The organism is Streptomyces sp. NPDC002265 (genome assembly GCF_040296125.1).
Classification (GTDB): Bacteria; Actinomycetota; Actinomycetes; order Streptomycetales; family Streptomycetaceae; genus Streptomyces.
Genome location: NZ_JBEOWS010000272.1, coordinates 1 through 13,513, shown reverse-complemented (window position 1 = coordinate 13,513; position 13,513 = coordinate 1). Strand labels below are relative to the sequence as shown.

At 72.4% G+C, this 13,513-nt stretch carries 10 protein-coding genes and 1 pseudogene; 9 read left to right on the top strand and 2 right to left on the bottom strand.

Translation table 11 applies throughout. The features are described 5' to 3' along the window. From ABT085_RS34105 to ABT085_RS34085, 5 genes are all read left to right on the top strand, one after another. Window positions 1–2,472 (top strand): lantibiotic dehydratase (locus tag ABT085_RS34105; RefSeq protein ID WP_351616883.1); only part of this gene is annotated, 2,472 nt, incomplete at its 5' end. After that, a complete protein-coding gene (locus tag ABT085_RS34100) occupies window positions 2,469–3,572 on the top strand; it encodes a lantibiotic dehydratase C-terminal domain-containing protein (protein ID WP_351616880.1) in 1,104 nt (367 codons plus the stop codon). The genes ABT085_RS34105 and ABT085_RS34100, both read left to right, overlap by 4 nt. A gap of 1,406 nt (window positions 3,573–4,978) precedes the next feature. Next, complete coding sequence (locus ABT085_RS34095) at window positions 4,979–5,935, top strand: ABC transporter ATP-binding protein (RefSeq protein WP_351616887.1); 957 nt, start codon at window positions 4,979–4,981, stop codon at window positions 5,933–5,935. Next, entirely contained in the window at window positions 5,932–6,684 is a 753-nt protein-coding gene (locus ABT085_RS34090) for an ABC transporter permease (protein ID WP_351616877.1), read from the top strand. Before ABT085_RS34095 ends, ABT085_RS34090 begins: the two co-directional genes overlap by 4 nt. Next, window positions 6,681–8,648, top strand: coding sequence for a TOMM precursor leader peptide-binding protein (locus tag ABT085_RS34085; RefSeq protein ID WP_351616874.1), 1,968 nt, complete (start codon window positions 6,681–6,683; stop codon window positions 8,646–8,648). Before ABT085_RS34090 ends, ABT085_RS34085 begins: the two co-directional genes overlap by 4 nt. 118 nt (window positions 8,649–8,766) lie before the next feature. On the opposite strand, the gene ABT085_RS34080 is transcribed toward ABT085_RS34085, so the two are convergent. Continuing rightward, window positions 8,767–8,940 carry a thiazolylpeptide-type bacteriocin gene (locus ABT085_RS34080; protein ID WP_031179489.1) on the bottom strand — a complete coding sequence of 58 codons (174 nt, stop codon included), beginning with the start codon at window positions 8,938–8,940 and terminating at the stop codon, window positions 8,767–8,769. A 181-nt stretch (window positions 8,941–9,121) separates the two neighbouring features. On the opposite strand from ABT085_RS34080, the gene ABT085_RS34075 reads away from it, so the two are divergent. From ABT085_RS34075 to ABT085_RS34060, 4 genes and pseudogenes are all read left to right on the top strand, one after another. Further along, window positions 9,122–10,531, top strand: a complete 1,410-nt coding sequence (locus ABT085_RS34075) for an amidohydrolase (protein WP_351616871.1) — start codon at window positions 9,122–9,124, stop codon at window positions 10,529–10,531. 323 nt (window positions 10,532–10,854) lie between these two features. Further along, window positions 10,855–11,529 carry a deoxynucleoside kinase gene (locus ABT085_RS34070; RefSeq protein ID WP_351616868.1) on the top strand — a complete coding sequence of 225 codons (675 nt, stop codon included), beginning with the start codon at window positions 10,855–10,857 and terminating at the stop codon, window positions 11,527–11,529. Window positions 11,530–11,822: 293 nt separating this feature from the next. Beyond that, window positions 11,823–12,257, top strand: coding sequence for a CBS domain-containing protein (locus ABT085_RS34065; protein ID WP_351616865.1), 435 nt, complete (start codon window positions 11,823–11,825; stop codon window positions 12,255–12,257). 50 nt (window positions 12,258–12,307) lie between these two features. After that, window positions 12,308–12,582, top strand: a pseudogene (locus ABT085_RS34060) (low molecular weight phosphatase family protein); the annotation flags it as partial. A gap of 371 nt (window positions 12,583–12,953) precedes the next feature. On the opposite strand, the gene ABT085_RS34055 reads toward ABT085_RS34060, so the two are convergent. Beyond that, entirely contained in the window at window positions 12,954–13,379 is a 426-nt protein-coding gene (locus ABT085_RS34055; RefSeq protein ID WP_351616862.1) for a transposase family protein, read from the bottom strand. Window positions 13,380–13,513 lie beyond the last annotated feature (134 nt).

Genomic DNA, 13,513 nt, shown 5'->3' with positions numbered 1-13,513 from the left:
CACATCCTGCCCAACATCGCCGAACCGCTGATCGTGACCACGACCCTGCAGGTCGGCGGCATGCTCATCGCCCTGCGCGCCGAGGGCGGCACCGTCCTCACGGCCGCGCTGGCCCGCACCCGTGCCGCGCTGCGCGACCTGGCCCGCGACGACCGGCTGCGCCGGGGCCTGCTGCTGGCCTCGCCGACCCTGGAGAACCGGCTCGACGCCTTCGCCGCCGACCCGGCGCCGGTACCCGGCAAGCGGGCCAGGAAGATGGAGCGCTCGCTGCTGTCCTACCTGTACCGCACCGCGTGCAAGACCAGCCCGTTCAGCACCCTGACGGGCATCGCCCTCGGCGACTTCGAAAGCGCGGGCCAGGACGGCGCGCAGGCTGCCGGGCAGGCCCTCACCCCGGTCGCCACGCCGGTCGGCGCCGACTGGGAAGGTCACCCGAGGCTCAACGTCGTCGTCCTGACCAGGCTTTCCGAACTCGTCGCGGCGGACCCCGAGCGCCGCGCCGACCTACCGGTGACCCTGGCCTCCGGCTGGAAGCTGGACGAGGACCGCGTCCGCTACGTCCAGCGGGCCGTCAGCGCCGGTGACGACAGCGCCACGGTCAGCTTCGACGCCGCGCAGGACCGGCTCTTCTTCCTCCGCAGGCAGGGCACCCTCGACGGGATGCTCGCCCTGCTGCGTGGCCAGGAGGGCACCCTGCGCCACGGCGACCTGGCTCGCTGGCTGACCACCACCACCGGCGCCGGCCCGAAGGAGGCCGAGCACTACCTGACCGCCCTGCGCGACCTCGGCATGCTCCAGCTGCCCAGTCTCGAAACCGGGGTGCACAGCGGCGACCCGCTGCGCGCCTTCCAGCGTGCGCTGCGGGCGCTGGACCGCCCGTGGGCCGACGCGCTCGCCGCCCGTCTCGACGGCCCCGGCGGTATCGTCGAGCGCTACCCGGCGGCGGACCTGGAGACCCGCCGGACCCTGCTCACCGAGCTGCGCGCCGACCTGACGGCGCTTCAGAGCGAGCTGGGCGCCGAACGCCCCACGCTGCCGCAGACCCTGCTCTACGAGGACGTCTCGGCCGGCACCACCACCGCCGACCTCACCGAGTGGACCGCCCTGGCCGGCCCGCTGCGGTCGATCGGCCGCGTCCTGCCCGCGTTCGACGTGGCCCTACCGCAGCGGCTCACCCTCAAGGGCTTCTTCCTCGCCCGCTACGGTCGCGGCGGACGCTGCGACGACCTGCTGCGCCTGGTCCACGACTTCCACGAGGACATCTTCCGGCAGTACCTCCAGTTCACCGCCACCAAGGACGACTTCCTCCCGGACGGCAGCCACGCCCCGGAGGAGAACTGGCTCGGCATGGCGGAGATCACCGCCCTGGACCGGGCCCGGGCCGCGCTCACCGCCCGGATGCGCACCGGCTGGGCCGGACTCCCGGCCGAGGCCGAGGAGTTCGTCGTCGACGACGCCACCGTGGACGCGGTGGCCGTGGCGCTCGGCGGCGCCGCGTCCGCCTTCCAGCCCTACAGCCACTTCCTCCAGCCGGGACGCCGGGACGGCGAGCTGCGTGCCGTCCTCAACGACTCCTTCGGCGGCCTGTGCTTCCCCTTCACCCGTTTCACCCACTGCTTCGACGGCGGGGGCGGCCCGGATCTGACGGCGGCGCTGCGCGCAGAACTGCGGCGGCTGTGCCCGCCCGGCGCGGTCTTCGCCGAGATCACCGCCGGTGCCGCCACCACCAACCTCAACCTGCACGGCACCCTGACGGACTACGAGATCGTCTGTCCCGGTGAGAACAGCACGGCTCCCAAGGAGTCGCGGCTGCAGCTGGACGACCTGTACGCCGTGCACGACGAGGCCGGCGACCGGCTGATCCTGCGCTCGGGCCGCCTCGACCGCGAGGTCGTCCCGCTCTACCTCGGCTACCTCGTCCCCATGGTGCTGCCGGAAATCCCGCGCACCCTGCTGCTGTTCTCCCCGACCGCCCGCTCCGTGCTGGACGTGTGGCGCGGGGTACCGGCCGGGGCCGCCGAGAACGGCGTCACCCGGCGGCCCCGGGTCCGCCACCACTCGCTGGTCCTCCAGCGGCGCTCCTGGACCGCCGCCGACGGCCGCCTCCCGCAGCGCGCCCCCGGCACCACCGACAGCGACTGGTACCTGGCCTGGCACCGCTGGCGCACCCGGCACGGCCTGCCCAGCCGGGTCTTCGCGACCGTCCACGAGGAGGCCGCGGACGGCGAGGACAGTGGCGGCGCCTGGTTCGGCGGGTCCAAGCCCCAGTACGTCGACTTCGAAAGCCCCCTGTCGCTCACCGCCCTCGAAGGGCTCCTCGCCGGCAGACGCGCCCGGTGCGTCTTCGAGGAGATGCTCCCCGGCGAGGACGAGCTGTACGTCACCTCCCCGCACGGCCGGCACGTCGCCGAACTCGCCGTCGAGATGCTGCCCGGCCCGGCCGGCCTGCCCGAAGAGGAAGCGACCCGATGACCGCACCCCTCCCCTCCCCCGCCCCCGGCGCGAGCTCCCTCGACACGACCGCCGGCGAGGCCGTCGGCGACGCTCCCGGCGAGTGGCTGGCCGTCCACGTCTTCTACGCGGCAAGCCCCCGCCCGCTGCTGCTGAACTGCGTCAGGCCGCTGGTGGACGCCCTCACCGAGGAGGGCCTGCTCGACGGGTACTTCTTCATCAACTACTGGCTGGAGGGCCCCCACCTGCGGCTGCGGCTCAAGCCGCGGCGGGCCGCGGACGCCGACTTGGTGCGGGAGCGGACGAGCGCCGTGCTGGAGGAGTTCCTGCGCGGGCGCCCGGCCCTGTACGAGGTCAAGGCCGGCTTCCTCGCCGACCTCTACGAGACCCTCTTCACCCTGGAGTACAGCGAGGAGCAACGCGCCGGGTACCTGGGCGAGGACGGCCGGATGAAGCTGCGGCCCAACAACTCCTTCGAGGAACGCCCTTACGAGCCAGAGTTCGGCAAGTACGGCGGACCCGCCGGGATCGAGCTGGCCGAGTGGCACTTCCAGCACTCCAGCGACCTGGTCATCGAGGCCACCCGCACGATGAACCTGCATCTGCGGACCGTGCTGCTCGGACTGTCCGCCCAGCTGATGATGGTCATGTCCGGCACCTTCCTCGCCGACGACGAATCCCTGCTGGGCTTCCTGGACAGCTACCACACCTTCTGGAACAAGGCGTTCAGCGGGACCACGTTCACGGCCGACCAGGGCTACGACTGCGCCTACGACGCGATGGGCGACCGGCTGCCCGAGCGGTTCCGGCACATCCGTGAGGCGGTGGCCACGGGCGAGCCGCACCGGCTTCCGGTGTTCCTGCGCGGCTGGGCCACGCACTGCGCCGAACTCCGCGACCGCGCCGTCGCACTGGCGCGGGCCGGTGAGCTGACGTTCCGTTCCTGGGACGGCACCCGGGACATCCACGCCACCGACCCCGCGCAGGCACTGCCCATGCTGCTCTCGCCGTACCTGCACATGACCAACAATCGGCTGAGCATGACAATCCGCGATGAGGCGTTCCTCTCCTACGTGCTCGCCCGCGCTCTGCGCGACGGATCCCCGGACGGCGCGGAATGAGCGCTGACGTCTTCCTCGCGGCCCGGCCACGTATCCGCCCGGACATCGTGGCCGGCCCGAGCCTGGTACGCGGAGTGGCCCGCATCCACCTGCTGAAGGACCCGCGCACCGGACAGCGCATGGAGGTCGGTCCCAAGGAGCACTTCCTCATCACCCGCCTGGACGGCACCCGCACGCTGGAGGAGATCGGCCGGGAGTACACCGGCGAGTTCGGCACCCGCCTCGGCGAGGCGCAGTGGGGGCAGATACTGCGGCTGCTGCGCGGCCGCGGCCTCCTCGACGGCGCCCCCGCGCCTGCCGCGTCGCCCGCCGCCGCGCCGCAGGTCCGGCGTCCGAACGGGCTGCTGGCCGGACGGACCCGGCTGGTGGCCGACGCGCCCGCGCTGATGGACCGGCTGCACCGCGCCACCGCTCCCCTGCGGCGGCCCGTCGCACTGGCCGTGCTCTTCGTGCTGGCCGTCGCGCTGCTGGTGGCCGTCGCCGTCGAGTGGGGCACCCTGTGGCGACAGACCGGGCAGACGGCCCGGCAGCCCGTGCTGCTGCTCGCGGTCGGCTGCGTGCTGTGGTGCAGCCTCGCCCTGCACGAACTGGCCCACGGCCTGGCCGCGCGCGCCTGGAACGGCCGGGTCACCGAGATCGGGCTGCGCTGGATCCTCGGCGCCACCTATCTCTACTGCGAGATCGAGGACGTCCAGTTCCTGGGCAGCCGCGGCCGCAAGGTGGCCACCGCCTGCGCCGGGGTCCTCGCCAACGTCCTGTTCCTGGTGCCGTTCTATCCGGTGTGGGCGCTGCTGCCGTCCGGTGCCGACGCGCGGCCCGCGCTCGGCGCACTGCTGCTGCTCGGCACGGTCTCCGGCCTCGTCAACCTGCTGCCGCTGGCGCCCCTCGACGGCTACAAGGCGCTGGGACACGCGCTCGGAATCACCGATCTCGCGGCCGGCAGCCGCACGTTCGTGGCGCTCGTCCTGCGAGCACCGCTGCGCCGCGGCCCGCGCCTGGGCGCCTACTCCGCCCGGCTCCGCCTGGTGTACGGAGGTTTCGCGCTGCTCACCGCGGTGCAGTGCGCGGCGCTGCTCGTGCTGTGCGGGGCGGCGCTGCGCACCGTCCTGCCCGACGACCTGGCGGTGTTCGCCTGGTTGCTGCCGCCCGCGGTGCTGGGTGCCCTCCTGCTGCTGTGGGCGCTCGGCACGCTGGGCCGGGGTCTGCGCGCCCGCCGCAACACGGCACCCGCGGCCACCCCGACAGCGGCCCCGGCGGCGGTTCCCACCGCGGCCCCCGGCGGACGGCGGGCCCGGCCCGCCGCCGTACCCATCGAACGTGTGCCGGGGCAATGCGCCGCGGCACGGGCGGACACCGAGGACGCCGCCGGCGTCCCGGAACCGTCACCGCACCCAAGGAAAGGCGAGATGAACGGACCCGACACGCAGACCGAGGCCGTCCCCGGCGGCACGAAGACCGAGCCGGTCGTCGTCCTGGACGGCGTCACCAAGCGGTACGGGCAGGTGACGGCCCTGGCCGGCGTCTCCCTCACCGTGCGGCACGGCGAGTTCTTCGGCATCCTCGGCCCCAACGGCGCGGGCAAGACCACCCTGGTGGAGATCGTCGAGGGGATGCGCGAGGCCGACTCCGGCACCGTCACCGTCCTGGGCAGGAGCCCCTGGCCGCGCGACACCGCACTGCTGGCCCGCATCGGCGTGCAGACCCAGGCGTCGGCGTTCTTCGCCCGGCTCACCGCGGGCGAGCACCTGCGCACCGTCGCCGCGCTCTACGGCATGGACCCGGCCGTGGCGCGCACCGCGCTGGAGCGCGTCGGCCTCACCGACAAGGAGAACGCCCGGATCGACCACCTCTCCGGAGGCCAGCGGCAGCGGCTCGCCGTCGCCACCGCGCTGCTCAACGAACCGGAGATGATCTTCCTCGACGAGCCGACCGCCGCCCTCGACCCCGAGGCCCGGCGCGAACTGTGGGACCTGCTGCGCTCGTTGCGTTCCGAGGGCCGCACCATCATCTGCACCACCCACTACCTCGACGAGGCCGAGGCCCTGTGCGACCGGGTGGCGATCATCGCCGGGGGGCGGCTCGTGGCGCTCGACTCGCCCCGCAGCCTCATCCGCTCGCTCGCCGCACCCGCCCGGCTGCTGCTGCCTGCCGCGGACCTCACCGCGAAGGAGGCCCTCGCACTGGAGGGGGTCGACCGGGCCACCGTCGAGGGCGACGAACTCGTCATCGAGACCACCGCCGCCAACCGCGTCCTGACCGCCCTCGGCGACCTCGTGGACATCTCCACGGTCACGGTCCGCACCGCCACCCTCGAGGACGCCTACCTGAAGCTGACCGGAACCGGATCGGAGCACCACCGTTGAGCGCGTACGCCGCACTGACCAGGGCCACCTACGTCGCGAGCGTACGCGACAAGACGACCCTCTTCTTCACCTTCGCCTTCCCCCTCGCCTTCCTCGTCCTCTTCGGCCTCATCTTCCGGGGCCAGCACGTGGACGGCGGGCTGTCCTCCATCAACTACATCGGTCCGGGCGTCCTGTCCTGGGGCGTCGGCAACGCCGCCGTGTTCTCCGTCGGCTTCGCGCTCATGCAGTGGCGCCGGGACGACGTGCTGCGCCTCATCTGGCGCTCCCCCACCCCGCTGCGCACCCTCCTTGCCTCGCGCTGGACGGTCGCGATGGGCGTTGCCCTCGTGCAGGCCGTGTTGTTCACCGCCGTCGCCCTGCTGCCGTTCTTCGGGCTGCGGCTGAACGGGCCGTGGTGGGCGGCGCTGCCGCTGCTGGTGCTGGGCGTCACCGCGTTCCTCGCCATGGGTCTGGTGGTCGGCAGCATCGCCGACACCCCGGAGGCGGTCGCCGCCATCGCCAACATCGTGATGGTGCCGATGGCGTTCCTGTCCGGCTCGTTCTTCCCCGACGACCTGATGCCGGGCTGGCTGCGCACGGTCGCCAAGGTGCTGCCGCTGCACTACCTCAACGACGGCCTCACCGACGCCATGGGCGGCCGCGGGGACCTTGGTGACATCGGCGTGGACTGCGCCGGACTCGCCGTCTTCGCCGCCGTCTTCGGACTGATCGCCACCCGGATCTTCCGCTGGAGCAACCGGCCATGACCACCGTCACCGCCCCCGCGGCGGTCCTCTTCCCTCTGGAGGCCGCCCGCGCGGACCTCCAGGCCCGGCTGGCGGCCCGCGCCGGGGCCGCGGGCCTGCCCGCTCCCGACGTGTCCCGGATCGGCGACACCGACGTCCTAGGCGACGCCGGCGAGGATTCCGGCCAGGCCGTACCCGCGCACACGGCCGCCGTGCACCTCACCGCACAGGCCGTACTGCTCGGCCCGTGGGGCGACGGCGCGGACGCCGGGCCGGCCTGCGGCACCTGCCTGGCCATGCGCCGGCAGCGGCTGCGCACCCGGACCGAACGCGAGGCGCTGGAGACCGGCTCCGAGACCACCGCGGCCGGCCGCTGGCCGGCCCTGCCCGACCACGCGGTGGACGCGGTCTGGTCGCTGCACCGGCTCATCGCCTCCGGCGCCGCCCGGCACGCCCCGGACGGCCCCGACGCCGGCCTCCCCCGGGTCACCGAACTCGACCTGGAAAGCCTGCGGGTGCGGACCTTCCCCCTGGTGCCGGAGCCGATGTGCCCGCACTGCCGCCCGCTCACCGAGCAGGTCGCCCGGCGGGCCGCGCGGGAGGCCGAGGTGGCACCACTCAGCGCCCGCCCCAAGCCGCACCCGGACGCCTACCGGCTGCGCCGTCCCGACGACTACCCGCTGCCCGTGAAGGGCCTCGCCAACCCGGTGTGCGGGGTGCTCGGCGGCGGCACCTGGATCGACGTCACCTCGCCCACCACCGCGCCCGTCGCGGGCAGTGTCTTCATGCGCGGTTACGCAGGACTCACCGACGTCACGTGGAGCGGCCAGGCCAACTCCTTCGCCCGCAGCCGCGATCTGGCCTTCCTGGAGGGGCTGGAACGCTACGCGGGCACCCACCGCCGACACCGCGCCCCCGTCGTGACGGCCTCCTTCGACGAACTCGGCGACCGCGCCCTGGACCCTCGCGCCTGCGGCCTGTACGGACCGCGCACCTACGCCGAGGACCCGATGGTCGAACCGTTCGACCCGGCCCGGCCGATGCCGTGGGTCACCGGCTGGTCCCTGCGCGACGAACGGCCGGTGCTCGTCCCGGCCCGGCTCGTCTACTACAGTGCCGGAACCCGCGAGGACAACTTCGTCTTCGAATGCTCCAACGGCTGCGCCACCGGCGGCTCCCCGGAGGAGGCCATCCTCTTCGGCCTGCTGGAACTCGTCGAGCGGGACGCCTTCCTGCTCGGCTGGTACGGCAATCTGCCGCTGCCGGAGATCGACCTGGGCTCGGTGCGCGGCCCCCGGGTACGGGCCATGGTGGCGCGGGCCGCCCTCCAGGGCTACGACGTCCACGTCTTCGACAACCGGGTCGACCTGCCGCTGCCGGTCGTCACCGGCCTCGCCGTCCGCCGTGACGAGGGGCCCGGCACCCTGGCGTTCGCCGCCGGCGCGTCCTTCGACCCGGAGACGGCCGTGGAGTCCGCGATCTCGGAAATCCTCACCTACATCCCGCACCTGCCCCGGCAGGTCGCCGAGCGACCCGCTGAACTCGTCGCCATGGCCGAGGACTTCGAACTGGTCAAACGACTGCCTGACCACGCCGCACTGTTCGGGCTGCCGGCCGTGCGCCACCACGCGGACAGCTACCTCGCCCCACCCCGAGTGGCGCCCCTGGCCGAGCTGTTCGGCGGATGGCAGGAACGGCGGCCCCGCACCGGGGACCTCCGTGACGACCTGCTGCTCCTGCGCGACCTGCTGGTCTCGGCCGGGTGCGACGTGATCGCCGTCGACCAGACCACGCCCGAGCAGCGCCGCATGGGGCTGCGCACGGTCGCCACGCTCGCTCCCGGGCTGCTGCCGATCGACTTCGGGTGGCTGCGCCAGCGGGCCCTGCACATGCCGCGGCTGCGCACCGCCCCGCACCATGCGGGCCTGATGCCGGCGCCGCTCGGGAACGGCGACCTGCGGCTCGTGCCCCACCCGTTTCCCTGACGGCGGCGGGCGCACGTCACGGGCGGTGGCGCCGGTGCGCCGCGCGCCCGGGCCCGTACACGCCGAGGGTCCCCGGCGCGCGGACGCGCCAGGGACCCTCGCAGCCGAACAGCGGACGTCAGGCGGTGCAGGAGGTGGTGCTGGTGGTGCTGGAGCAGGTGCTCGTGGACGAGCAGCTGGTGGAGGAGCCGAGCATGACCTCGCTGGCGTCCGAGTAGTCCGTGATCTCGAAGGTCTCGGACTCGAGGTCCAGGATCTCCTGGGCGAGAGAGGCAAGGGTGTTGTCAGCCATGACGACTCCTTCTGGTAGCCGGAACGTGACGCCGGGCGGAACGGGACCACCCCGCCCGGTGGTACACCGAACGCCCCCTGGGACTCAGGGCCTTGCGGCACCTCCCTTTCTACGCGGCGCCGCCGTCACCACCCTCGCCGTCCGCTGTCACCCCGCTGACACCCCTCCCAGGAGGCCCACCATGAACACCGACAGCCACAGCCCGGACCTCGGCCGGCCCGCCGACCCTGCCGCGCACATCGCCACGCCCGCCCTCCCCGGCCTCGCCGTGCTGCTGACGCCCACCGCGGAGCTGTACCTCGACCTGCACCGCCATCCCGAACTCTCCGGAGCCGAGCGCCGCACCGCGGGCCGCTTCGCCGACTGGCTGAGCGCGGACGGCTTCCGCGTCCTGCGAGGCGTGGGCGGTCACGGCGTAGCCGCCGAACTCCGCAACGGCGACGGTCCCGCCGTGCTCCTGCGCGCCGAACTCGACGCCCTGCCCGTCGCCGAGGACACCGGCGTGCCCTACGCCAGCACCGTCACCGCGCCCGGCGCCGACGGCGGCACGGTCCCGGTCATGCACGCCTGCGGGCACGACGCCCACCTCGCGTGCGCGGCGGCCGCGGCCCGTTGGCTCGCCTCCCGGCGCGACCACTGGCGCGGCACGCTCCTCGTCGTGGGACAGCCCGCCGAGGAGACACTCAGCGGCGCCCGGGCCATGCTGGAGGACGGCCTGTACGAGCGGATCACCCCGCCCGACGAGGTCCTCGCCCAACACACCGCGCCCTTCCCGGCCGGCATGGTGGCGCACGCCGACGGGCCCGTGCTGGCCGGCAGCGTCACGCTCGAGGTGGTCTTCCAGGGCGAAGGCGGCCATGCCGCCACTCCGCACCTCGCTGCCGACCCGCTGCTGGCCGCTGCCGGTGTGGTGACGCGGCTCGCGTCCGTCGTGGCCCGCGAGGCCGACCCCGCGGAACGGCTCGTCGTCACGGCGTCCTCGCTGCACACAGGGAACGCGGGGCACGCCGGGAATGTCATCGCCGCCCGTGCCGAACTGCGCCTCACCGCACGTGCGTTCACAGAGGCCGCCCTCGACCGGGCCGTCGCCGCTATAAAACGCGTGGTCAGCGCCGAGGCTTCGGCCGCCGCCCTGCCGCCACGGGCCACCGTCACCCCGGTCGCCCGCTCCGGTGTCACGCTCCCCGACCCGGAGGTAGCCGCCGCCGTCCGCGACGCCCATCGGGCGCGCTTCGGTGCCGGCCGGGTCACCGGGTGGCCGGGCACCACAGCCACCGAGGACTTCCCACTCCTGACCGGCGCCGGTGCCCGCCTCCACGGGCGGCCCGGCATCCGCGGCGCCTACTGGATGCTCGGCTCCACCGGACTCGCGCAATGGTCGGCCGCACCCGGCACCGGTGCCGCGCAGAAGCTCCGCGCGCTGCCCGCGAACCACTCGCCCCGCTACCTGCCGAGCGTCCGCCTCACGCTGGAGACCGGCACGGCCGCCCTCGTGACGGCGGCCCTGGCACGGCTCGGGCGGGGCCCTGGCAGCAAGGAGGTACGACCGGCGACGGCTTGGGACGATCCGACCCCGGAGACCGACCAGTGACAGACGACGCCGATCCCGCCCCACGGATCTGAGTCGGCTCACTGTTCGCCATCGGCGCCGCGCCCCCCGTTATCTGCTTCCCGGTCCTGCAACAGGGCCGATGGCACCGGCCGAGCGAGAGCAGTGTCACGGGCAGCTCGGCACACAAAACCCGCTTGCCGGCGGAATCCACCTCTACGATATGTCGGGCTCCACCGGTGGGCCGTGGTACACCCGTCTCGACGTCGCACCATGGGTGCCGCCATGCCGCCGGAGCGGCCCATTGCTTTGCCCAGGCCTCGGCGGCACCTCGCCGACGGCCAGGCCCCCGGAGGAAGAGAGGCATGTCGGTGATCGTCGTCGGAGGCATGATCGGGATCGGGAAGACGAGTGTCGCCGAGCTGCTCGCCGAGGAGCTGGGCAGCCACGTCTTCTACGAGAGCGTGGACGACAACCCGATCCTCCCGCTGTTCTACACGGCGAGCCCCGAGGAGATACAGGCGAAGCGTTACCCCTTCCTGCTCCAGCTCTACTTCCTCCGGACCCGGTTCGCCTCGATCAAGGAGGCGTACAAACAGGGCGACAACGTCCTCGACCGGTCCATCTACGAGGACTGGTACTTCGCCAAGGTCAACCACGACCTGGGCCGTATCAGCTCGCTCGAGATGCAGGTGTACGAGGGCCTGCTCGACGAGATGATGCGCGAGATCGAGGACCTGCCCTACCGCAAGGCACCTGATCTCATGGTCTACCTCAAGGCTGACTTCCAGACGGTACTGAACCGCATCGGGCTGCGCGGGCGGGGCTTCGAGCAGGACGAGGGTCTCGTCGAGTACTACCGGACGCTGTGGTCCGGCTACGACGAGTGGGTGCACCAGCACTACTCGGCCAGCGAGGTTCTCGTCATCGACATGAACAACACGGACGTAGTGAACAACCCGGACGACGCAGCCCGCGTGGTGCAGCAGGTCAAGGACACCTTGGGCGATCGCGGTGAGGTCCGCTCCACCTGCGGGTAGGCGGGCCGGCCGTCGGCAGGCCCAGAGCGTACGCCAGCTTCGCGGTGGCCGCGCCGAGTGGTCAGCCTCCTCCTCGGCCACGGGATACGGCACCCCGCCCGACCTCCACATCTGAGGGCAGCGATCCTCCATCACACCGGCTGTCACCCGACGAAGATCGAGCGTAGGAGCGCCGCCAGCCCCAGAAGCGATCTTGCTTCCTCCGTGGTGTCATCGAGGTAGGGGCGCCTTGGGGACTATGCACACGTCAGCGCCCGACGTCTCGATGAATGCGGCGACCAGCGGGAGGATTCATGGCTGGCAAACTGAGGGCCCGGGACATCATGACGGGCGGAGTACAATGCGTCGGCGCCCACCAGTCGCTGAAGGATGCGGCGCTGATGATGCGCGACCTGAAGGTCGGCGCGCTGCCCATCTGCGGCGACAACAACAAGCTGGTCGGGATGATCACCGACCGTGACATCGTCATCAAGTGCTGCGCCGAGGGAATCGATCCGTCGACGGTGCAGGCCGGGAGCATGCAGAGCAAGATTCACTGGATCGACGCGGACGCGGACGCCGCGGACGCCCTGCAGGCCATGGAACAGCATCGGATCAAGCGCATCCCGGTGATCGACGTGAAGGGCGGCCACCAGCTGGTAGGCATGATCACCGAGGCCAACCTGGCGAAGAACCTCACCGACACCCAGGTCGCCGAATTCGTCGGCCGCGTCTACGCAAGCGCCTGACCCGCCCCGCACGACGGGTGCGGCCGTGATGGGGGTGGCAGTCGATCGGCAACCCGTCCGTCGTGAAAGCGATGAAGGAGGCCGGCATCGACACCTCCGCCCAGACACCGAAGATCCTCACCACGGAGGCCGTGCAGTCCTCGGACGCGGTGATCACCATGGGATGCGGAGGGGCCTGCCCCGTCTCCCCGGCAGGCGGTAGCTGGGCAGGCCCCTCCGCGAACGGGCGGGCCAAGGCGTCGAGGCCGTCCGGCCGATCCCCGACGCCGTCGAATATCGGGTGCACACTCTGCTCAGCGAGCGGCATATCCCGGCCTGCGCCTGACAGCCGCTCAGGCGCCGGGTAGGGCGCGCAGGAGCTGGCGGACCGCGCGGCGCAGTGCCGGGTGGCAGGCGAAGCCGGGTGCGGCATGAGCGGTGACGGTCACGGCGGCGAACGTGGTGACCGGGCCCACCAGGCAGCACATCAGCAGCACGCCGGTCGGTCAGGAGCAGCACAGCGAGGGTGAGCGCGAGGGCCTGGGCGTGGTCACGGTGCATCGGATCCGCTGGTCCGCTCACGCCCGGCGCAGGCACCGGACGGCACCTGACCTGCGCGCACGATGCGCCACAGGCTCCCGCCGCCGCACTCGCTGTAACGACGTGGTGCGCGATTGGGGGCTGGGGTGCCGGCCTGACGGTTCGGCTGATGGGTGTTCACCTCTCGGCGGCGCGGTCGGAGACCAGACCTGCCACGGCGGTGTAGGTCTCCTCGAAGTATTCGCGTCGTCCGAAAAACCGCTGGAGGGTTCGCCACTGTTTGTGCTCGGCGTTGGCGTGTTCTACGCAGATCCGTTCCGAGCATTGCTGGTGACGTTCCGCGTCCCAGGTGGCGGCCTCCTCCAGTGTTGCGTTCTTCTTCAGCTTGAGCGGCGGGGCCTGGACCTGGTTGGGAAACTCCTTGGCCAGGCCCCGGTACCCGGCGTCGGCTTTGGCCTTAACCTCGGGAAACCGCTCGAACAGGTCGGCGATGCCCTCGGTCCGCAGCGCCGTCTGGTCGTGCATGCGGCCGGGGCGGAACGCCCCCGCCCACAGCGTGCGTCCCTCACCGTCGGTGACGGCGGTCGCCTTCTTGGTGTTCATCTTCTTCTTGCCCGAGACGTACGCGCGACGGCCCGGCTTGGCCGGGAACGGCGAAGCCGCGGGCCGCCAGCAGCGGACGGATCTCGCGGATCGCGCGGGTGACCGTGGTGCGGTCTACCCGATAGAGCTCCGCC

Coding starts and splice junctions, on each gene's coding strand:
- ABT085_RS34100 (WP_351616880.1), top strand. CDS start 2,469: ATGACCGCACCCCTCCCCTCCCCCGCCCCCGGCGCGAGCTCCCTCGAC.
- ABT085_RS34095 (WP_351616887.1), top strand. CDS start 4,979: ATGAACGGACCCGACACGCAGACCGAGGCCGTCCCCGGCGGCACGAAG.
- ABT085_RS34085 (WP_351616874.1), top strand. CDS start 6,681: ATGACCACCGTCACCGCCCCCGCGGCGGTCCTCTTCCCTCTGGAGGCC.
- ABT085_RS34080 (WP_031179489.1), bottom strand. CDS start 8,940: ATGGCTGACAACACCCTTGCCTCTCTCGCCCAGGAGATCCTGGACCTC.
- ABT085_RS34075 (WP_351616871.1), top strand. CDS start 9,122: ATGAACACCGACAGCCACAGCCCGGACCTCGGCCGGCCCGCCGACCCT.
- ABT085_RS34070 (WP_351616868.1), top strand. CDS start 10,855: ATGTCGGTGATCGTCGTCGGAGGCATGATCGGGATCGGGAAGACGAGT.
- ABT085_RS34065 (WP_351616865.1), top strand. CDS start 11,823: ATGGCTGGCAAACTGAGGGCCCGGGACATCATGACGGGCGGAGTACAA.
- ABT085_RS34055 (WP_351616862.1), bottom strand. CDS start 13,379: ATGAACACCAAGAAGGCGACCGCCGTCACCGACGGTGAGGGACGCACG.